The sequence below is a fragment of the Curvibacter sp. EU05-FHT14A10 genome (genome assembly GCF_058791075.1).
The window spans coordinates 187014-207757 of the sequence record NZ_JBYTDE010000006.1 but is presented as its reverse complement, the minus strand read 5'-3'; the positions used below and the strand labels follow the sequence as shown (position 1 = coordinate 207757).

Here is a 20744-nt window from a genome sequence, read left to right as displayed (position 1 = left end):
GGTCAGGCTGGTGCGCCAGCGCGCTCTTCGGGGCGGGCAGGCCGGATCTGGCCTCGCTCTTCGACGAACACGATGTGCTCGTCGGGCTGCTCGCTGTTCACGAAAGACCGGAAGCGCTGACGCGTGACCGGGTCGCTGACGGCAGCCTTCCATTCGCAGGCGTAGGTGTCGACCACCTGCTGCATCTGGGCTTCGAGCTCGGCGCCCAGGCCCAGGCTGTCCTGCAACAGCACATCCTTCAGGTAGGCCAGTCCGCCTTCCAGGCTTTCGCGCCAAGTGCTGGTGCGCTGTAGGCGGTCGGCAGTGCGCACGTAGAACATCAGGAATCGGTCGATGGTGCGGATCAGCTCGTCCTGGCTCAGGTCAGAGGCCAGCAGTTCGGCGTGACGCGGTTTCATGCCGCCGTTGCCGCACACGTACAGGTTCCAGCCCTTGTCGGTGGCGATGATGCCCACGTCCTTGCCCTGGGCCTCGGCGCATTCGCGGGTGCAGCCCGACACACCGAACTTGATCTTGTGCGGTGAACGCAGGCCCTTGTAGCGGTTTTCCAGCAGCACGGCCAGGCCCACGCTGTCGCCCACGCCGTAGCGACACCAGGTGGAGCCGACACAGCTCTTCACGGTGCGCAGCGACTTGCCGTAGGCATGCCCCGACTCGAAGCCTGCGGCGATCAGCTCTTCCCAGATGGCGGGCAGTTGCTCGACACGGGCACCGAAGAGGTCCACCCGCTGGCCGCCGGTGATCTTGGTGTAGAGGCCGTACTTCTTCGCCACCTGGCCCACGGCGATCAGGCCGTCCGGCGTGACCTCACCGGCCGGCATGCGGGGCACCACCGAGTAGCTGCCGTCTTTCTGGATGTTGCCCAGGTAGTAATCGTTGCTGTCCTGCAGGCTGGCCAGGTCCTTCTTGAGCACGAACTCGTTCCAGCACGAGGCCAGCATGTTGGCCGCCGCGGGCTTGCAGATGTCGCAGCCCAGGCCTTTGCCATGGGCGGCCAGCAGCTCGTCAAAGCTGCGGATCTTGCCCACCCGGATCAGGTGGTACAGCTCCTGGCGCGAGTAGGCAAAGTGCTCGCACAGGTGGTTGTTCACGGCCAGGCCCTGCTTCTTCATCTCCAGCTTCATGACCTGGGTGGCCAGGGGCACGCAGCCGCCGCAGGTGGCGCCAGCCTTGGTGCAGGCCTTGAGCTCGCCGATGCTGGTCACGCCGCCGGCCACGGCATCGCAGATCTGGGCCTTGGTGACGCTGTTGCACGAGCAGATCTGGGCGCTGGCCGGCAAGGCGTCCGGGCCCAGGCCGGGTTTGGCCTGGCCTTCGCTGCTGGGCAGGATCAGAAACTCGGGGCTCTTGGGCAGCTCGATGCCGTTCAAGGCCATTTGCAGCAAGGTGCCGTACTCGTCGGCATTGCCCACCAGCACCGCCCCCAGCAGGCGCTTGCCGTCTGCACTGATCACGATCTTCTTGTAAACCTGGGCGATCTCGTCGCAATACTGGAAGCTGCGGCTGCCCAGGGTCTTGCCGTGTGCGTCACCAATGCTGGCCACGTCCACCCCCATGAGTTTGAGCTTGGTGCTCATGTCGGCCCCGACAAAGGCCACGTCGTCCTGCCCGGCCAGATGCCGGGCGGCCACGCGGGCCATGTCGTAGCCCGGGGCCACCAAGCCGAAGGTCTGGCCGTTCCAGGCGGCGCATTCGCCGATGGCGTAGATGTCCAGGTCGCTGGTGCGGCACTCGCTGTCGATCTCGACGCCGCCGCGCGGGCCCAGGGCGAGGCCGCTGGTGCGGGCCAGTTCGTCCCTTGGGCGGATGCCGGCCGAGAAGACGATCATGTCGGTCTCCAGGTGGCTGCCATCGGCAAACACCATGCGGTGGCGCGCCGTCTCGCCGTCGATGATCTGCAGCGTGTTCTTCTGGGTGTGCACCTGCAGGCCCAGGTCCTCGATCTTCTGGCGCAGCACGCGGCCGCCACCCTCGTCGACCTGCACAGCCATCAGGCGCGGTGCAAATTCGACCACATGGGTCTGCAGGCCCAGGTCGCGCAAGGCCTTGGCGCATTCCAGGCCCAGCAGGCCGCCGCCCACCACCACACCGCTCTGGGCCCGGGCGCCACACTCGGTCATGGCCTCCAGGTCTTCGATGGTGCGGTACACAAAGCAGTCGGCCCGATCATGGCCCGGCACCGGCGGCACGAAGGGGCTGGAGCCGGTGGCCAGCACCAGCTTGTCATACACCAGCACCTGGCCATCGACCAGGGTGACGGTGTGGGCATCGCGATCAATGTGCGCGGCCCGGGCGGCCAGGCGCAAGCTGAAGCCGGTGCGCTCGAAAAACCCGGGCTCAACCAGCGACAGGTCCTGGGCCGACTTGCCGGCAAAGAACGCCGACAGGTGCACCCGGTCGTAAGCAGGGCGTGGCTCTTCGCACAGCACCGTGACCTGGGCCCCCTGCAGGCCGGCTTCGGCCAGGCTCTCGAGGAATTTGTGGCCCACCATGCCATGTCCGACGACGATGATTTTCATGTTGCGTGCTCCTGAATGAAGTGCGCAGCGCGGCGCACCGGCGGGCCGGGCCTCAAGTGCCGTGCCTGCCATGGATGAAAAAATCAAAGGGGTTGATGCCGCGTCGGTACAGGCAGCGAGCGGGCCCAGGCCCGGCGCTGTGTGCGACGCGTGTCCGCCGTCGTTAGCGGTGCAGAAGGGGCCGGTGAAGCGTCGATGCTGCCGGCCACGGCCTCATACAAGCAGCTTCCGTGCCTGCCAAAAAATGCCCCTCGGATCGGCTTGGCGCTGCACGATGGGCCTCACCGCACCAGATCAGGCCGGCAGGGCACCGATGCGGTGCACAACAGCACGGCGGCGCCCTCAAACGTCGATGGCCGAAGGGGCCGCCTGGCGGATCAACTCGATGAAGCGGCTCAGGCGCGCAGGGATCAGCCGGCTGTAGGGGTAGACCAGGTACACCGGCAGGGAGGGTGCCTCCCAGCCGGGTAGAAGATGCACCAGACGGCCTGCGGCGATGTCTTCGTCCACCAGCCAGTACGAGAAGATGCCCAGGCCCAAGCCACTCAGCGCAGCATTGCGCAAGGCGTACAGGCTGTCGGTGCTGAAGCGGGGGCGGATGGCGAAGCTGAACGACTCGGCTGTGGCGCGCTGGTTCAGAACCACCTCGTTCTGATAGAAGGTGCGCACAGCCATCCAGGGCAAGGCCGCGAGGTCGCGGGGGTGGGCGGGTGGCCTGGCCGCATCCACCCATTGCGGTGCGGCCACCACCACCCGCCGCACCTCACCCAGTTTGAGTGCCACCAGCGAAGGGTCTTCGACCGTGCCCACACGGATGGCGCAATCCACCCCCTCGGCAATGAAATCGGGCAGGCGGTCGTTCAACAGCCACTCCAGCGAGACCCCGGGGTAGCGCGCCAGGTAGTCAGCCACGGGGCCGATCAACTGCTGCTGGCCAAAGGCGTGCGGGGCCAATACGCGCAAAGTGCCCTGGGGCTGGGCCGCCTGGCCGCGCAGCCCTTCGTCCATCGACTGCCAGGTCTCCAGCAGCCCCCGCGCCAGCGTCAGGCAGCGCTCACCATCCTCGGTGAGCTTCATGGCATGGGTGCTGCGCTGCAAAAGCTTGAGCCCCAGCTGCTGCTCCAGCGCCGTGAGGCGGCGGCTGATGGTGGGCTGGGTGCTGCCCATCTGGCTGGCCGCCGCTGACAGACTGCCCGCCTCGACGATGCGGACAAAGGTGTCGAAGAGCTCGATGCGATCGACCTGGCGGCTGGCGGGCGGAGTGGTTTTCATGCGCCAAGCGTATATCAATTGTTCAAATCAGGGCACTACACGGGCTGATTCGGCGTCATTACAGTTAAAGGCATCGATCTTCACCGGAGAAATCCATGAATTCCATACCCGTTGCGCATGAACAAGAACCCCCAGCAGCCCCCCTCCCCGAATGGCGTCAGAAGCACCTGGTCTTGCTGGCCGCTGGCGCGGGCTTCAGCGTGGCCTCGCTGTATTACAGCCAGCCCATCCTGGGCGTGCTGGGCGCCGACCTGCAGGCCAGCGCCAGCCACATCGGCCTGGTGCCCACCCTGACGCAACTGGGCTATGCCCTGGGCATCCTGCTGCTGGCCCCCCTGGGTGACCGATTGAACCGGCGCCGCTTGATCCTGGCCAAGGCCTTGGCTCTGACGGCGGCCTTGCTGCTGAGTGCCTTCGCCCCGTCAGTCCCCTGGCTGTTGCTGGCCAGCCTGCTGATCGGCCTGTCGGCCACGGTGGCGCAGGACATCGTGCCCGCAGCGGCCATCCTGGCGCCCGAGTCCAGCCGGGGCAAGGCGGTGGGCTCGGTGATGACCGGGCTGCTGCTGGGCATTCTGCTGTCGCGGGTGGTGAGCGGCCTGGTGGCCGAGCAACTGGGCTGGCGTGCGGTGTATGGCGCGGCCGCAGGCTCGGTGGCGATCCTGGCCCTGGCCCTGTGGCGCGGGTTGCCCGACTTCGCCCCCACCACCCGGGTCTCGTACACCGCCCTGATCGGTTCGATGGGCCTGCTGTGGCAGCGCTACCCAGGGCTGCGCCATGCCGCGCTGGCCCAGGGTCTGCTGGCCGTGGGCTTCAGCGCCTTCTGGTCGACCTTGGCGGTGATGCTGCACGCCGAGCCCTTCCACCTGGGCAGCGGAGCCGCCGGTGCCTTCGGCCTGGCAGGCGTGGCGGGCGCGCTGGCCGCGCCCTTGGCCGGACGCATCTCGGACCGCCGAGGCCCCGAACTGGTGACCCGCCTGGGCGCCGGCCTGAGCGCCCTCGCCTTTGCCAGCATGGCGGGCGCCGCCTGGCTGCCACCTCAGGGCCAATTGGTGCTGATCGTGGTGAGCGCGGTGGCCTTCGACTTTGGCGTGCAAGCCACCCTGGTGGCCCACCAGACCTTGGTCTACGGGCTGGAGCCGGCCGCTCGCAGCCGGCTCAACGCCCTGCTGTTCGTGGGCATGTTCATCGGCATGGCCACCGGCGCCTGGCTCGGCAGCCTGGCCCTGGCCCAATGGGGCTGGCTGGGGGTGGTGGGCCTGGCCACGGTGGCCGCGCTGGGGGCCTTGGCGGTGCGGCTGGCGGTCAGCACCCGGTCGGCAAGTCTGACCAAGACAGGTCTGGCCCAGGCCTGACGCTGAAGTTGGCGGGGCTGGCAGCCGCCTCGCTGCGGTCCAGGCCCAAGAACCAAGGGGCAAAAAAACGGGCCGTCAGGCCATTACACGCCGGATGTTGTCGTCGATCCGGCCCTGGATCAGGCGCAGGGTGCCGGGGGTGATTTGCCCGGCGAGTTGGCTGTGCGCCGTGGTGGTGAAGGTGCTGGCCACGCTACAGACCCGCTCCAGCACTGCGGCGACCGCCTGGGCGGAGAGTTCAGCCTCTCTGAGCCCCAGTTGCAGCAGGGGGCTGCGGCCCACTTCCAGGGCCTCGCCCATCACATCCATCTGGTGGTAACCCCCCGGGCCTTCGCAGAAGGTGACATCGTAGGCCGGCGCCAACTGCCATTGACCCGTGGACTGCATCAGGTAGGCGAAGTTCTTGGGGTGGTCGTCGCGGTTGTTGAACACCACGTTGAAGACGACCCGCTCGAAAGCCCGGGCTTTCTCCCGCATGTCATTGGTGCACAACTGGGTGGCCCGCAGAAAGTTGACGCTGTCGAGCGCGCCAGGGATGCGGAAGTCGGCCCTGGTGAAGGCGGCCAGGCTCTGCTGGGGAATGCGCTGGCCAGCCTGCCGATCGAAGCGTCGTGAGCCAAAGGCGGCGTGGCCGTTGGGCAGTTCGAAATAGACTGTCTCAGGCGTTTCGATGCCGCAGGCTCGCAAGCACTGGGCGTAGATGGCCTCTACCGCACACACCTCAGCGGGCTCATGCCGACCAGGAAACTTGATCAGCCAGGCGTCCAGACCCGGCGCATCGACCGTGCTGAACCCACCGGACCCAGGGTCGCGGTACAGCATGGCCTTGGGCCGGGCGCCCTGAGGCGAGCCGCCCATTCGCAGCAGGCTTTGCAGAAAGGCCCCGCCCTCGCCTTGCAACACTTGCTGGACCTGCGTGGCCAGGTGAGCCAGGACCGGGGTCTCTTGCGAGCCCTGGGCCTCTGGCGCCGCAGGCACAAAGCTCATGGCGCCCATGGCGCTCGCGCCGACATAGGCCAGACGCGCCAGCGGGCCAACCCGGGCTGCTTGCAGCCCCTGCCGTTTGAACCAGCGGTCCATCAGAAGCATGCCCCAACCATCCGGCAGGGCGTCATAGACGGGGCCGGGCAAGCCGGCTTGGTGGGCCGGGAAGTCTTTTCGAAAGCGCGGGCCCTTGAGCGGCAAACGCAAAGCCGACAGCTCAAGCCCCCGGGCCAGCGCCTCATCGCTGTATTCGAAGGCCACCAGGGGTCGGCCGGTGATCGCATCTGAGGCCACCAGCCGGCCCCAGCGCCAATGCTCGCCCCATCCGTTGTAGAACACATCGATCTGCTCAGGCACGGGTCGCCTTTCGCTTGACACGGCGGCGTTGGGCGCCGGCCTCGTAACGCAGCATGTCGTCCAGGCTGTCCAAACGGGGCTGAAACAGGGCCTCCAGCTCTGCCGACCGCCCCAGCACCATGGCAACGCGGACCACGCTCTCAAAGCTCGTATTGCGACCCGATTCGAGGTTGGACAGGGTGTTCACGCCAACACCGGCACGCGCCGCCACCTCGGCCTGCGTCATCTGCTGAGCCAGGCGCTCTTGCCGCAGGCGGGTGCAGAGCTGGCTCACGATCTCATCGGGGCGCTGGTAAATTAAATCCATTTTTTCATGTGTTAAGTCCAGTTAATAGACTTAAAACTCAATATTTTAGATTTATGAATCCATACCGTCAAAACCATTGAGGATCATCCGAGCCCATCGAACTTGGGTTGCAGCAGGCCCAACGGACACCCCAGCCTCCATCGATCTTCAGCGCTGCCTACAGCACATCAATGAAAGCGCGCGTCTTGCTGGGTATCAGGCGTTCAGCACACGTCGCACATGCGCGCTGCGCACAGGGGCCTGGGCCATGGCATCGGGAACGACCTCACTGCCCCCAGGGCTACCTGGCCAAGGTGCTGACAAATTGCTCGTACATCGCGTCGACGGCACTCGAACGTTGTGAGCTTTTGCTGCGGAACACCGCCACCTCCATGCCGCCCAGGGCGGGCAGCTCAAACCCCTTGGGCAGGCCCTGGAGCGGCTGCAAGCTGGCTGGCACGCTGCAGCGCGTCAATACCGCCACCGCCAGCCCGCTCTCCACGGCGGCCACCTGGCCGGCCAGGCTGGAGCTGTGATAGACCACCCGATAGGCGCGGCGCCTGGCGGCCAAGGCGGACATGGCTTCGATTCTGGCCAGGCTACCTGATTCGTAGACGGCAATCGGCATGGGGTTCTTGCGCCAGACTTCAAACTGGGGGGCACCGACCCACACCAAAGGCTCATGGAACAGGAGCCTGCCGCGCTGGGGCTTGTCACGGGAGACCAGGGCCAGGTCCAGGTCGCCACGCAGCACCTTGGGGATGAGCGAGGTCGACTGCTCGCAGGTCAACTCAATCTCCACCCCCTGGTGACGAGCCGCAAAACTGCGCAGCACCGGCGTCAGGTAGGTGGCCGCATAGTCATCGGGCACCCCCAGGCGAATGCGGCCTTCCAACTCGGGGCCGAACATCACGGCCTGGGTCTGGGCCTGCAACTCCAGCATGCGGTGCGCATAGGACAGCAACTCGGCTCCGGCCGCCGTGATGTCCATGTGGCGCGGGCTGCGCACCAGCACAGCTTTGCCCAAGGCGCCCTCCAGCTTCTTGATCTGCATGCTCACCGCCGACTGCGAGCGGTGCAGCAAGGGGGCTGCCGCCGACAAGGAGCCGGCATCCACCACCGCCACAAAGGCGCGCAACCAATCGATTTGAAGATCCGGGTGTTTCATCGCGACAGCCATTCATTCGATAAACGCATGGTAGCTGTCAGAACTATGCGCTTTACTGAATTCTTGCGCCCCGGGAACATCGCCCCATGCACAGCAAGACCGCCCTCACCACCGCCTCAACATCCACATCACGCACCACCGGCGAGCAGCGCGGCCTGGGGCTCATGGTGGCCGGTGGCCTCTTGCTGGGCACCCTCGGCGTGTTTGTGCAAGAGGCGGCTCAACACCCGCTGGTGACCGTCTGGTTTCGCTGCGCGATGGGTGCGCTGGCCCTGTTCTTGTGGTGCGCAGCCACAGGGAATCTGAAGGGCCTTCACCTACAGGGCAGGCGCCTGGGCGTGGTCTGTGTCATGGGCTGCCTGATGGTGCTGAACTGGGCCCTTTTCTTTGCCGCCATTCCACGCACTTCCATGGCAGTGGCCACTGTGGTGTTTCACATTCAGCCCATCTGGGTCATCGTGTTTGGCGCGTTGTTTCTGCGCGAGCGGGTGTCCTGGGGCCAGTGGATGGCGACGCCGGTGGCCCTGTGCGGTTTGGCCCTTACCACCGGTTTGCTGGACGACCTGGCCATCTCCCACACAGCCCGCAGCGGCTATGCCCTCGGGCTGCTGCTGTGCCTGGGAGGCTCGCTGAGCTATGCCGCCGTGACCCTGCTGGCCAAGACCCAGCAGGGAATCGCGCCCTTGACGCTGGCCTTCTGGCAGTGCGCGGTGGGCAGCCTGGTACTGGTCTGGGCACCCTGGGTTTTTGGCTTGCCCCAACAACCCGGCACCTGGGCCTGGCTGGCGGGCCTCGGCGTGTTGCACACGGGCCTGGCCTACGTGGTGCTTTTTGCAGGCATGGCCAGGCTCCCGCTGGGTCGCATTGCCGTGCTGCAGTTTGTCTACCCCTTGGCGGCCGTGCTCTTCGATTGGGGCCTGTATGGCACCCGCTTGAGCCCCACGCAGCTCGCAGGCATGGCCCTGATGGGGGCTTCGGTTTGGAGCATTGTCAAAACCAGACACGCAGCGCGCCCGGCGCTGGATGACTGAGTACGGAGACTCAAGGTGGCCCGGTACGACCCCTGAGGCCCGGCAGCCCAAGCACTCAATCTCGCTGCAGCGCCACCTGCAGCATCTCTATGAAAGCCCGGGTCTTGCTGGGCATCAGGCGCCGGCCCAGAAACACCGCCCAGGCCGGCTCGGGGGGCAGGCACCAGGCGCTCAGCACACGGCGCAATTCACCGCTGCGCACACGGGCCTGGGCCATGGCATCGGGCACCGCCACAATGCCACAGCCGCCCACGGCCATCTCCAGCAACAGGCCAGGGGCATTGGCGACAAAGCTGCTCGGGGGGGCGCCCTCCCAGCGGGTGTCGCCATGCAACAGCGTCCAGCGGGCGGGCTCCAGGTTGCGCTTGAGCAGCAGCACGCTCTTGTGCTGCGCCAGGTCTTCGGGGGATTGCGGATCACCATGCTCGGCCAGGTAGGCCGGTGCGGCGTACAGACCGATGGACAGCGTGGCCAGCCGTCGCGCGGTGAGCGAGGCATCGTCCTGCAGTTCGCCAAAGCGCAGGGCCAGGTCAAAGCCTTCGCCCACCAGGTCGACCCGGCGCGGCGACAGGTCCAGCTCCAGCGTCACCGCCGGGTGCAGGGCCACAAAGGCGGCCAGCATGTCGCGCAGCATCAGGGTGGCCACTTCGGGCGGCATGGAGACGCGCAGGCGCCCCGTGGGTTGCAGCTGACGGTGTTCGCTGAGGGCGGTGACGGCGTCGACTTCTGCCGCCACCTGGCGCGCATGTTCGAGCAGTTGCAGGCCGAACTCGGTGAAGGTGGAGCGGCGGGTCGAGCGTGACATCAGGCGCTCGCCCAACTGCTCCTCCAGGTGCGCGACGCGGCGCGACACCGAGGACTTGGGCAGGCCCAGGCGCTCGGCCGCCTTGCTGAAGCTGCCCGCCTCGGCCACACGGGCGTAGATCAGCAGATCGTTGGGGTTGAGGGATTCCATGGGCACTGCGGCGGGTGTGTCGCGGGCCTCAGCCCGGTGTGGCTTCGAGCGCCGATTCGATGTGGATCTCGCCGCTGAGCAGGCGGTGGATGGGGCATTTGTCGGCGATCTCGAGCAGGCGCTGGCGCTCGGCATCGGTCAGTGTGCCCTCGATGGCGATGCGACGCTGCAGTTGGTAACGCACACGACCGTCGTCGGCCTTGTCTTCCACATGATCCACCGTGACCCGCAAGGCCGTGACGGCCAGCTGACGGCGGCGAATGTAAAGCTCCAGCGTCAGGGTGGTGCAGGCGGCCAGGGCCGAATCAAGCAGGTCGTGCGGATCGGGGGCCCGATCCTGCGAACCCAGGGTCTTGTCGATGTCCGAGTTCCAGACATGGCGGCCGTTGCTGAGGGTGGTGAGCGCGCCGTTGGCGCGCTGCAGGGTGGCTTCGATGGTCATGGTCAGTCTCCGTTCAATGCAGAAAATCAGGGCTGCGGCGCAGCCTCAGGCAGCTTCTTCGCCCAGGCGCCCATCGCGGAAATCGTTCAGGGCCTGGTAGATCTCTTCCTTGGTGTTCATCACGAAGGGGCCGTACTGCACGATGGGCTCCTTCAAGGGCTGGCCTGCGATCAGCAGCACACGGGCATCGGCCGTGGCCTCGATGACCACCCCATCGGCCTGCGCCTCATTGCGCAGGATGGCCATGCGCTGCAGCGGCACGGCCTGACCGCCCACCGACACCTCGCCCCGGTACACGTACACGAAGGCATTGTGCTGCGGTGGCAGCACCTGATCGAAGCGTGCGCCCTGGGGCAGGTGCAGATCCAGGTACAGCGGCTGGGTGATGGGGCGCTGCACCGCGCCCTGCACACCATGGCTGCTGCCAGCGATCACCGTCACCGCCACGCTGGCGGGCGTCACGAAATGCGGCAGGTCGGCGGCCTGGAAGTCGCGGTACCAGGGGGTGTTCATCTTTTCGCTGCTGTGCAGATTGAGCCAGAGCTGAAAGCCCTCCATCACGCCCTCCTCCTGCTGCGGGATCTCGGAGTGGATCACGCCCTTGCCGGCCGTCATCCACTGCACGCCGCCGTTTTGCAGCAGGCCCTCATGGCCGGCGCTGTCGCGGTGCAGCATGCGGCCGGCAATCATGTAGGTGACGGTCTCGAAGCCGCGGTGCGGGTGGTCGGGAAAGCCGGCAATGTAGTCGTTGGGGTTGTCGCTGCCAAAGGCATCGAGCATCAGGAAGGGGTCGAGCCGATGCTGCAAGGGCTGCGTCAGCACGCGGCTGAGCTTGACGCCCGCGCCATCCGAGGTGGCCTGGCCGCGCACCAGTTGCTCGACGCTGCGCGATTGGGTGACCGGGGTGATCTGAACAGAGCTGGATGTCATGGCGGGCCTTTCGGTGTTAGACGGGTTGAATCGAAGGCTAGACTTTATTGTTGCTAATAGTTTTATGGAATAGCCTTTTGAGCGCCTCTTTGTTGCTTAGACGGAACAATGGCGCCGCAACTGACCCAGACAGACTGGGCAGCGGATTCTTTTCAGGCGGGATCAGCGGGGAACAGCGAATGACGGCTCAAGCAATCGGTGCAGCGCGGCGGTCACCTCCTGAGCCTGCGCCTGCAGGCACTGCACCAGGGCCTGCGTTTCTGACATGGCCGGCCGGTACAAAGGGCGCAACAGGGTGATGCTGAATGGGATGGAGAATGCCAGCCTGCGCAACACAAGCCCCGACCCCGCCATGGCCAGGGCGGTGAAGGGATTGACGATGGCCAGCCCCAGACCTTGCTGCACCATGGCGCACACAGCCACTGCACTGTGGGTTTGCAGGTGCAATTGGCGCACCACGCCCTCCTCGGAAAAAAGCTGGTCTATTTGACAGCCGTAAGGGTCATCGGCAGCCAGACTGATGAACTGCTGGCCTGCAAAGTCCTGCAAACGCAGTACCGCATGCGCAGTCAGGGGATGCCCGGCTGGCAACACAGCCACTTCATCCAGTGTCAGCAGCGGAAGGGCCTGCACACCCACAGGTGTACCGGGCTGCTCGCTCAGGCCCAAGTCAAAGCGCTGGGCGCTCATCCATTCCTCCAGCAACGGTGACTCTTGCGGGGTGATGGACACACGCAGACGGGGCTGCGCCTGAAGCAGCCGGGCCATGGCGCCAGGTAACAAAGCATGGGCGAGGGCCGGCAGGCACAGCACCGAAAGCTGTGCCTCCTGCGATTGCCCCAGGGCCACCGCCCGCTCCACGACGCGCTCTAGCCCCCGCCATGAGATTTGCACTTCGTCCCACAGCGCCAGAGCGCGGGCATTGGGGCGCAGGCGGCCCTGCGAGCGTTCAAACAGTGGGTAGGCCAGCAGGTGCTCAAGTCGTGCCAATTCGCGGCTGACAGTGGGCTGAGAGCTGCTGAGCAAAGCGGCAGCATGGGTCACGCTGCCGGCAGTCATCACCGCGCGAAAGACTTCGATGTGCCGGTGGGTGATGAGGGCGCTGCGGGTGCTTTGCGGGTCCCTGATGGAGGGCTGGATCATGTCAAAAGCATATCAAGAATGAATGATTAATGGACAAATTTCCATTGGACTGAATATCCCCGTTTCGGCAGGATTCCAGCGGTGTCTCGCCTTGGCGTCCTATTTGTGTTTCTCATCCTTTTGAAGCCCCACATGTCCACTCTCTTTAACCCCGCCCAGTTGTGGTCACTGACCGAGCAGTTCGGTACACCGCTTTGGGTGTACGACGCCGCCACCATCGGCCAGCGCATTGCCCAGCTTTCCAACTTCGACACGGTGCGGTACGCCCAAAAGGCCTGCTCCAATATCCACATCCTGAAGTTGATGCGCGAGCAAGGCGTCAAGGTCGACGCGGTTTCACGCGGCGAAATTCTGCGGGCCCTGGCTGCGGGGTTCCAGGCAGGCGATGAGCGGTCAGAGATCGTGTTCACTGCTGACTTGTTCGATGCCGCCACACTCGACTGCGTGGTGGAGCACGGCATTCCCGTCAACACGGGCTCCATCGATATGCTGCACCAGTTGGGCCGTCGGTCCAAAGGGCACACGGTATGGCTGCGCATCAACCCCGGCTTTGGCCATGGTCACAGCAACAAGACCAACACAGGCGGCGAGCACAGCAAGCACGGCATCTGGCACACCGATGTGACATTGGCACTGCAAACCATTCGTGAGCAGGGTCTGACGCTGGCGGGTCTGCACATGCACATTGGCTCGGGCGTGGACTACAGCCACCTGTCCAAGGTATGTGACGTCATGGTGGACTTGGTGCGACAGGTGCACGCCCAAGGGCATGACCTGCGTGCGATCTCGGCCGGCGGTGGGCTGTCCGTCCCCTATCGCGAAGGCGATCCCGTGATCGACACGCAGCATTACTACGGCATGTGGGACAGGGCGCGTCAGCACGCCGAGACCCTCGTCGGCCATGCGCTGGGGCTGGAAATTGAGCCCGGCCGCTTCCTGGTGGCCGAATCAGGCGTGCTGCTGGGTGAAGTGTGTGCCACCAAGAAGGCGGGCAACAATCACTTTGTGCTGGTGGATATGGGGCTCAACGAACTGATGCGCCCCTCCATGTATGGCAGTTTCCATGCCATCAGCGTGCTGCGCCGAGATGGCAGCCAGGGCCCCAGCCAGCCCACGGTGGTGGCGGGCCCGCTGTGCGAGTCGGGCGACGTGTTCACCCAGGGCGATGGCGGCGCCGTATTGCCTCGTGACCTGCCGGCGGCGGAGGTGGGTGACCTGCTGGTGATACACGACACCGGGGCCTATGGCGCATCCATGTCATCCAACTACAACACCCGCCCGCTGATTGCCGAAGTGCTTGTCAATGGCGCAGAGCCCCGCCTGATCAGACGCCGCCAGACAGTGGATGAGTTGTTGGCGCTGGAATTGGGTTGGTAACGCCAGCAGCCTGAGCGCCCAAACGCACCCCTGGTCCCACGCTGGCCACCGGCTCAGCCAAGCCCTCAATGGCAGCAGCCCCCACTGGCTGATGCGCCAGCAGCGAGCGCACCCGGCCCACCAGGGCCGTGCGGTTGGCGACCCGCAGTTTCTTGAAGGCATTGCCCAGATGGAAGCGGACGGTCGGATACTCCAGCCCGAGCCGGTGCTGGATCTCCTTGTCTGGGCACCCGCAACTGACGAGCCAGGCCACCTGGGCTTCACGCCGGCTCAAGCGCCCCTCGCGCTGCAGCGTGGCCTCGGCGCATTCGCCGTCGTCTGGCGCCAAGGACTGGTCTTTGAGGCCCAGGCGACTCAGGGCCGCGGTGATGGCGGGCTCCACCATGCGCAGGATGCTCAGCTCGCTGGTGTCGAAGTTGCCGCGCTCACGGTGACGCCAGATGCGCACATCGCCCACGCATTGGTCCTGATCGTAAAAGTAGGCATTGACCCCCCAATACATCCGGTCGCGCAGCAAAAAATCATTGAAGAACTCGGTGCGGGACAGATCGGTCTGGCACATGACCTGGGTGGCGACCGTCGGCTTGCGGCGCTGCATCATGGGGAAGGTAAGAGGGTCGACGAACCGGAAGTGCGCATCCCAGGAGCGCAGGTTGTCCTCGGACATATTGAGTGCCGTCACGCGCTCGAAGCGCTGGCGCCCGCCATCCCAGACCATCGACACGTAGGTGTCGGCCCCCAGCAGATCCAGCATGGGCAGCGCCATGCGTTCACGAAGCTCATCAGCATCGGTCGCATCGGCGATCAGCTTCATGAGGTCGGCGAGCGCGCGGGTCTGGACGGTGGAAAGGTGCATGCGGGGATCCAAGCAAAGTTCATGCGCGGGAGCTTGATGCTACGGACGGTCGTGCAGCTTTGCCCTCCGGTCAGACCCTGGCTTTTCCGATCCACAGGAGGGGGCCCCTAACGATTCCTATAGGTCAAGACCGGAAAGCCGCTTCGTAAATTGGAGCCCATCACCACGGATGGATGACCCCATGCACGCATTTGACCTTCCCCTCCATGAACAGCGACGGCAGCTGGATGCCCAGACGGTGAGCAGCGCAGAGCTCGTCGATATCTGCATCGCCAGGGTCACGGCCGACCAGGAACTGAACGCCTGGTCGAGTTTCAACCCCCAGGCCCTGCGCGATGCGGCCCGTGAAGCCGACCGGCGCCTTGCGGCCGGAGAGCGCCTGCCCCTGCTGGGCATCCCGATGGCCCTGAAAGACAACATCGAGGCCACGGGCTTCCCCTGTGGCGCCGGCACGGCGGCCCTGGCGGGCCAGGCGCCCCAGGCCGACGCCGAGGTCGTGACGCGGCTGAAGGCCGCTGGTGCGGTCATCGCGGGCAAACTGGGCATGCACGAGCTGGCCATGGGGATCACCAGCCACAACGCGGTCACAGGCGCTGTGCGCAACCCTTGGGACCGCACCCGCAGCCCTGGGGGCAGCAGTGGCGGCTCGGGCGCCGCCGTCGGCGCCCACCAGATACGGGCGGCGCTGGGCACCGACACCGGCGGTTCGATCCGGATCCCTGCCGCCTTGTGCGGGGTGACCGGGTTCCGCCCCACGGTGGGGCGTTACGCGAATGGGGGCATTGCCCCGATCTCGACCACGCGGGACACCGCCGGCCCACTGGCCGCGACCGTGGCAGATTGCGCTCTGATCGATGCCGTTCTGACCGGCGCGCCGGTCACCCCGACACCGATCGGCCTGAAAAATCTGCAAAACCTGAAGGGCCTTCGCATCGGCCTGCCACGCGCACCGTTCTGGCGCGACCTGGAACCCGGGGTCCAAGCGAGCTGCGAAAGCGCCCTGAACACACTGAGCAATGCCGGTGTTGAATGGGTCGAGGTCGAACTGCCGTGCCTGACCGAACTGTGTGCTGCGGCCAGCTTCCCCATCGTGCTGTATGAGTTTGTGCGCGACATGCGTGCTTATCTGCAACAGCGAAATCGGGGCGTGCCTCTCGAAGAACTGATCGCCCAGGTCGGCAGCCCTGATGTGCGCCAAATCGTCGGCCCGCTGTTGAGCGGCGGTGACATTGCGCCAGCAGCCTACCAGGCTGCGCTAACGGCACGGGCCGAATTGCAGGCCCTCTACGCCCGGGCCTTCGAAACCCACCGGGTGCAGGCCTTGGCCTTCCCGACCACAGCGCGCACAGCCGCACGCATTGGCGAAGACGAGACAGTCGACATCAATGGTGTGCAGATCCCCACGTTCAGCGCCTTCATCCGGCAGACGGACCCCGGCAGCACGGCTTCTCTGCCCGGCATCTCGCTGCCGGCAGGCTTGTCCAACGGGCTGCCCGTGGGCCTAGCGCTGGACGGCCCCATCGGATCCGACCAGCAGTTGCTCGCCATCGCCGAGGTCGTACAGGCAGCCCTGCCGCCTGCACCTCAAACCCCCATCCCCGCCTGAACCCAAAGGAAACCGCCATGGACCGTCGTTCATTCCTGCACCACACCTTGGCCGCCACCGCGGCCGGCATCGCCACATCGGCCTTCGCGACCAACCCCCTGAAGGTGGCGGTGCTGATTCCGCAAAGCGGGCCGGCCGGCCTGTTCGGCCCCTCATCCAAAGCCTGCGCCGAGATGGCGGCGGCCGCGTTGAATGCCCGTGGGGGCCTTCTCGGGCGTCCGCTTGAACTGCTTTTTGGGGACGCCGGGCTGGCACCGGCCGAGTCGGCGCAAACCGCCTTGAAGCTGTGGAAAGGCCAGCGGGCCGAAGCCTTCATCGGCATGCACGACAGCGCGGTGCGCGGTGCGCTGGTCGGCCTGTTCAAAGGACAGGTGCCTTATGTCTACACGCCGGTGTATGAAGGCGGCGAATGCGCCCGAGGCACCTACGTGACAGGCGAAACACCCCAGCAGCAGCTGGAGCGCGTCATCCCCTGGCTGGCCACAGAGCGCAAGCCCACCAAGTGGTACCTGATTGGCAACGACTATGTCTGGGGCCGCAACACCAACGCAGCCGCCAAGGGCTACATCGAGAAGACCGGCGCCAAGGTGGTGGGTGACGAGTACCTGCCCTTCACCGTGGACAACTTTGACGCCAGCCTGGCCCGCATCCGCGACAGCGGTGCCGATGCGGTATTGGTCTCGCTGGTGGGGGGCTCGTCGGTCACCTTCAACAAGGCCTTCGCCAGCCTTGGCCTGGCCGACAAGGCCTTGCGCCTGGGCACCCTGATCGAAGAAAACACCCTGGCGGGCATCGGCTTGGGCAACGCCCGTAACCTGTATGCCAGCTCGGGCTACTTTGCCAACCTGGACACGCCGGCGGCCAAAGCCTTTGCCGCCGCCTATGCCAAGCGCCTGGGTGCCAATGCGCCCACGCTGAACGGGCTGGCCGAATCCACCTACGAAGGCTTCCTGATGCTGGAAGCCCTGGCCAAAAAGGCGGGCAGCCTGGATGTTGCCAAGATGGACGCCATGACGGAGGGCAACACCTACAGCGGCCCCCGAGGCACGGTGACGCTGCAAAACCGCCATGCCGAGCAAGACATTCACGTGGCCGATGTCACCGACAAGGGCTTTCGGGTGCTCAAGACCTTTGCCAAGGTCGGCGCTGGCCAAAGCTGCAAGGTGTGACGCATGGACAGCGGCACGGTCTTGCATGTTTTGAACCTGGCCTATGAATTGGCCACGCTGGCCCTCACCACGCTGGGCCTGGCCATTGTCTTCGGCTTGCTGGGGGTGATGAACATGGCCCACGGCGAGTTCGTGATGATGGGCGCTTACGCCGCAGTCGCGGTGCAACAGTGGGGGCTGCCATTGATCACCGCAGTGCCGCTGGCCGTGGTGGTTTGTGGCGGGCTCGGCTACGCGGTGGAGCGCTGGCTGATCCAACCGCTTTACGCTCGGCCCTTCGACACGCTGCTGGCCACCTGGGCGCTGGCCATGCTGCTGCGCAAGCTGGTCGAAGCGATCTTCGGCCGTGGCTACCGCAACGTCGAATCGGCGTTGACGCAGCCCACTCTGGTTCTGGGGTCGCCCTACCCCGTGTACCGACTGGCGCTGATCGCCTTCACGCTGGCCGTGATGGCGGGTCTGTTCGCCTGGTATCGGCAAAGTGCGGCTGGCCTGCGTGTGCGAGCGATGACCGCCAACCCGATCCTGGCCCAGGCCTTGGGCATCCCGACCCGGCGCCTGGCCTCCCAAGCGTTCGTGATTGGCGTGGTGCTGGCCGGCCTGTCGGGCGTGCTGCTGGCCCCACTGATCCGCATTGAGCCAGGGATCGGGGTCGACTACCTGCTGGATGCATTCTTCGTGTTGGTGGTGGGCGGCATGGGCACGCTGGGAGGCCTGTTCGGCGGGGTTGGCATCATCGGTGGCGCTCAGGCCATCACCAGCAGCATGGCGGGCCAAACCAGCGGTTACGCGGTCGTGCTCATGCTCTCCATTGTTTTTTTGTGGTTGAAACCCGATGGCCTTTTTTCGCGACGCTAAACCGGCGGCTGCTCTCGCAGCCGTGTTGGCAGGCCTGCCCTGGGCCAGCAATGACTTCACCGCCTATCAAATCGCCCTGTTCCTGGTCTACGGCATGGCCGCCCAGGGCGTGGCGCTGTGTTGGGGCCGCCTTGGCTTTCTGTCGCTGGGGCATGCGCTGTTCTTCGGCCTGGGGGCCTACCTGAGTGGCGGGGTGCTGCGGGCGGCGAGCAACGGGGCCCTGTGGTACCTGCTGCTGCCGCTGGCCATCGCGGCGCCTGCGCTGCTGGCCTATCTGATCGCACGTGTGGTGTTTGCGCGCAGCACCCGCAGCGGGCCTTACTTTTCGCTGATCACACTGGCCCTCACCATGCTGGGCTTTCTGGCGGCTCAGCAATGGAGCGGCCTGACGGGCGGCTTCAACGGCATGGCCGACATTCCGGAGCTTCCGGGCACCTCGCGCTACGAGACGCTTTACTGGGTGATTGCGGCTTGCGCGGTGGGGTCCACGCTGGCGCTGTCCTTGCTGGTGGCACGCCCCATCGGGGTTGTCTGGGAGGCCATCGCCCAGAACGAGGACCGGCTGCAACTGCTGGGCTACGCCACCGACCGCATCAAGGCCCTGGCCTTCGCTGGTTCGGCCCTGCTGACCTCACTGGCGGGTGCCCTGTTTGCCGCGCACCAGGGCATCGTGACCCCCCAGGCCATGAGCTTTGTGCTGTCGACCGAACTGGTCATCTGGGCGGCTGTCGGGGGCAAGGCCAGTGCGCTCGGCCCTCTGCTGGGCGCCACCATCGTCGGATACGCTTCGGCCGAACTGCGGGAGCAATTCCCGTACTGGGAGGCCGCCGTGGCCACGCTGTTCATCGGGGTCGTGCTGTTTTTGCCAGACGGGGTGGCCGGTTTGATGCGCCGGGGCCAGGCGCCACGGCGCGCCAATGCCGGGCAGGCCAAGCCCGTACAGCGCCCTTATGCCCCAACAGCCTCGCTGGCCCTGGCCGAGGTCCAAACAGGCCAGTCGGGCGTGCGCATCCTGGACGGCTTGTCGCTCGGGCTTCAGGGCCCGGGCATACGCTGCATCATCGGCCCGAATGGCGCGGGCAAGACCTCGATGTTCAACCTCATCACAGGGCGACTGCCGCTGCTGGGCGGCAGCATCAGGCTGAACGGCCACGACATCGGCGGCCAGCCCGCCTGGCGGGTGGCCCGCCAGGGCATAGGCCGAAAGATGCAGGTGCCCTCTGTCTTCCCGGCGCTGAGCGTGCGAGAAAACCTGGGGCTGGCGCTTTGGGCCGGGCGAGCCCACGGCTCAGACCTGCTGCGCCTGGCCACCCTGGGCTGGCAGACCCCCTTGCTGACCGACATCCTGGGCCAATTCCAAGCATTGAGCGAACGCCTGGACAACCCGGCCGGCAACTTGGCACAAGGGCATCGGCAGGCCCTGGAGTTGGCGATGACCCTCCTGCCCGAGCCCGGCCTTGTGTTGCTCGACGAGCCTTGCGCCGGGCTATCGCCAGCAGAGACCCACCACATGATCCAGGCCATCCAGTCGCTGGTGCTACGCATCGGGGCGGCAGCCTTGCTGATCGAACACGACATGTCGGCCGTTGACGCGCTGGGCGGTGAGGTTTATGTCCTGCACCAAGGCCGCCTGCTGGAGCAAGGGTCGCTGGCGCAAATCCAGGCCAGCCCGGTGGTTCGGGCCATCTACGCCGGAGGCCGAAAATGAGCCTGACATTCTCCAACATCGTCTGCGGCTATGGCGACACCCTGGTCGTCAGGGGCGTATCGGGCCAGGTCCAAGCTGGCCGGGCACTGGCCATCGTGGGGCGCAACGGGGTCGGCAAAAGCACCCTGCTGAAGGGCTTGGCGGGCCTGTTGCCCCTGGCCCAGGGGCAGTTGATCTGGGGTGGTCGCGACATCACCGGCAGCGCACTGCACACCCGGGTAGCGCTGGGCATGGCCTACACGCCGCAGGACAATGTGGTGTTCGCCGAGCTGAGCGTGGCCGAGAACCTGTGGCTGCACCTCGACGCCCGTGATGCCGACCGCTACACCGAGCTGTTCGAGCAATTCCCCTTGCTGGCCCGGCGGCGGAGCCAGCGCTCGGGCTCTTTGAGCGGCGGAGAACGCAAGCTGCTGGCCTTCACCCGCACCCTGGGCCTGCGCCCCAAGCTGGCCCTGCTGGACGAGCCCACTGAAGGGGTACAGCCCGAAAACATCGACCGCATGGCCCACTTGATACGGCAGCGCAAAAGCACAGGGGCCAGCTTCATCATCGTCGAGCAGAACCTGGAATTCGTATCGGCCTGTGCGGACGATGTCATCGTGCTGGACCACGGCGAACAGGTGCTTCAGGGGGCCTTGGGCGAGCTGGGCCGCGAGCGGATCGAGCGGCACATGGTGGTCTAGCGCGGGTCCAGCAGGCCGATGTCCCTGGCCTGCCGTCAAGTTGACACA

The 20744-nt window shown here is 65.8% G+C and carries 18 protein-coding genes; 8 read left to right on the top strand and 10 right to left on the bottom strand.

Annotation, left to right across the window (positions count from 1 at the left end):
* Window positions 1-2 precede the first annotated feature (2 nt).
* Together nirB and AC3WUT_RS13690 are read right to left on the bottom strand one after the other, a co-directional pair.
* Window positions 3-2519, bottom strand: a complete 2517-nt coding sequence (gene nirB, locus AC3WUT_RS13695) for a nitrite reductase large subunit NirB (RefSeq protein ID WP_492347621.1) — start codon at window positions 2517-2519, stop codon at window positions 3-5.
* Between the two features lie 342 nt (window positions 2520-2861).
* Window positions 2862-3791, bottom strand: a complete 930-nt coding sequence (locus AC3WUT_RS13690) for a LysR family transcriptional regulator (protein ID WP_492347620.1) — start codon at window positions 3789-3791, stop codon at window positions 2862-2864.
* Window positions 3792-3886: 95 nt separating this feature from the next.
* On the opposite strand from AC3WUT_RS13690, the gene AC3WUT_RS13685 reads away from it, so the two are divergent.
* Entirely contained in the window at window positions 3887-5143 is a 1257-nt protein-coding gene (locus AC3WUT_RS13685) for an MFS transporter (RefSeq protein WP_492347619.1), read from the top strand.
* 75 nt (window positions 5144-5218) lie between these two features.
* On the opposite strand, the gene AC3WUT_RS13680 is transcribed toward AC3WUT_RS13685, so the two are convergent.
* From AC3WUT_RS13680 to AC3WUT_RS13670, 3 genes are all read right to left on the bottom strand, one after another.
* Window positions 5219-6484, bottom strand: a complete 1266-nt coding sequence (locus AC3WUT_RS13680; RefSeq protein WP_492347618.1) for a type II toxin-antitoxin system HipA family toxin — start codon at window positions 6482-6484, stop codon at window positions 5219-5221.
* Window positions 6477-6791, bottom strand: coding sequence for a helix-turn-helix transcriptional regulator (locus AC3WUT_RS13675; protein WP_492347617.1), 315 nt, complete (start codon window positions 6789-6791; stop codon window positions 6477-6479). Before AC3WUT_RS13675 ends, AC3WUT_RS13680 begins: the two co-directional genes overlap by 8 nt.
* 280 nt (window positions 6792-7071) lie before the next feature.
* On the bottom strand, window positions 7072-7938 hold the full coding sequence (locus AC3WUT_RS13670; protein ID WP_492347616.1) for a LysR family transcriptional regulator: 867 nt from the start codon (window positions 7936-7938) through the stop codon (window positions 7072-7074).
* Window positions 7939-8024: 86 nt separating this feature from the next.
* Between AC3WUT_RS13670 and AC3WUT_RS13665 the strand changes: the two genes are divergently transcribed.
* On the top strand, window positions 8025-8969 hold the full coding sequence (locus tag AC3WUT_RS13665; RefSeq protein ID WP_492347615.1) for a DMT family transporter: 945 nt from the start codon (window positions 8025-8027) through the stop codon (window positions 8967-8969).
* Window positions 8970-9024: 55 nt separating this feature from the next.
* Here AC3WUT_RS13665 and AC3WUT_RS13660 read toward each other — a convergent pair whose 3' ends face one another.
* The 4 genes from AC3WUT_RS13660 to AC3WUT_RS13645 form a co-directional block, all read right to left on the bottom strand.
* The gene (locus AC3WUT_RS13660; RefSeq protein ID WP_492347614.1) at window positions 9025-9924 is read right to left on the bottom strand and encodes a LysR family transcriptional regulator; all 900 of its coding nucleotides are present in this window, start codon (window positions 9922-9924) and stop codon (window positions 9025-9027) included.
* Window positions 9925-9952: 28 nt separating this feature from the next.
* Window positions 9953-10366, bottom strand: coding sequence for an OsmC family protein (locus tag AC3WUT_RS13655; protein ID WP_492347613.1), 414 nt, complete (start codon window positions 10364-10366; stop codon window positions 9953-9955).
* Window positions 10367-10411: 45 nt separating this feature from the next.
* Window positions 10412-11296, bottom strand: coding sequence for a pirin family protein (locus tag AC3WUT_RS13650; RefSeq protein WP_492347612.1), 885 nt, complete (start codon window positions 11294-11296; stop codon window positions 10412-10414).
* Between the two features lie 162 nt (window positions 11297-11458).
* Window positions 11459-12439 (bottom strand): LysR family transcriptional regulator, encoded by a 981-nt coding sequence (locus AC3WUT_RS13645; protein ID WP_492347611.1) that lies wholly within the window; start codon window positions 12437-12439, stop codon window positions 11459-11461.
* 132 nt (window positions 12440-12571) lie between these two features.
* On the opposite strand from AC3WUT_RS13645, the gene lysA reads away from it, so the two are divergent.
* Window positions 12572-13816 carry a diaminopimelate decarboxylase gene (gene lysA / locus AC3WUT_RS13640; protein ID WP_492347610.1) on the top strand — a complete coding sequence of 415 codons (1245 nt, stop codon included), beginning with the start codon at window positions 12572-12574 and terminating at the stop codon, window positions 13814-13816.
* On the opposite strand, the gene AC3WUT_RS13635 is transcribed toward lysA, so the two are convergent.
* On the bottom strand, window positions 13764-14672 hold the full coding sequence (locus AC3WUT_RS13635) for a helix-turn-helix transcriptional regulator (protein ID WP_492347609.1): 909 nt from the start codon (window positions 14670-14672) through the stop codon (window positions 13764-13766). The two genes, lysA and AC3WUT_RS13635, sit on opposite strands and share 53 nt — an antisense overlap.
* Before the next feature lie 181 nt (window positions 14673-14853).
* On the opposite strand from AC3WUT_RS13635, the gene iaaH reads away from it, so the two are divergent.
* Genes iaaH through AC3WUT_RS13610 form a run of 5 tightly spaced genes read left to right on the top strand, consistent with a single transcriptional unit; the run spans window position 14854 to window position 20696 of the window.
* Window positions 14854-16278 carry an indoleacetamide hydrolase gene (gene iaaH, locus AC3WUT_RS13630; protein WP_492347608.1) on the top strand — a complete coding sequence of 475 codons (1425 nt, stop codon included), beginning with the start codon at window positions 14854-14856 and terminating at the stop codon, window positions 16276-16278.
* A gap of 17 nt (window positions 16279-16295) precedes the next feature.
* Window positions 16296-17447: a substrate-binding domain-containing protein gene (locus AC3WUT_RS13625; RefSeq protein WP_492347607.1), complete on the top strand. Its 1152-nt coding sequence runs from the start codon at window positions 16296-16298 to the stop codon at window positions 17445-17447.
* Window positions 17448-17450: 3 nt separating this feature from the next.
* Window positions 17451-18305, top strand: a complete 855-nt coding sequence (locus tag AC3WUT_RS13620; protein ID WP_492347606.1) for a branched-chain amino acid ABC transporter permease — start codon at window positions 17451-17453, stop codon at window positions 18303-18305.
* Window positions 18283-20013: a branched-chain amino acid ABC transporter ATP-binding protein/permease gene (locus tag AC3WUT_RS13615; protein WP_492347605.1), complete on the top strand. Its 1731-nt coding sequence runs from the start codon at window positions 18283-18285 to the stop codon at window positions 20011-20013. The genes AC3WUT_RS13620 and AC3WUT_RS13615 overlap by 23 nt, the downstream gene beginning before the upstream one ends.
* Window positions 20010-20696 carry an ATP-binding cassette domain-containing protein gene (locus tag AC3WUT_RS13610; RefSeq protein ID WP_492347604.1) on the top strand — a complete coding sequence of 229 codons (687 nt, stop codon included), beginning with the start codon at window positions 20010-20012 and terminating at the stop codon, window positions 20694-20696. Before AC3WUT_RS13615 ends, AC3WUT_RS13610 begins: the two co-directional genes overlap by 4 nt.
* Window positions 20697-20744: the final 48 nt, after the last annotated feature.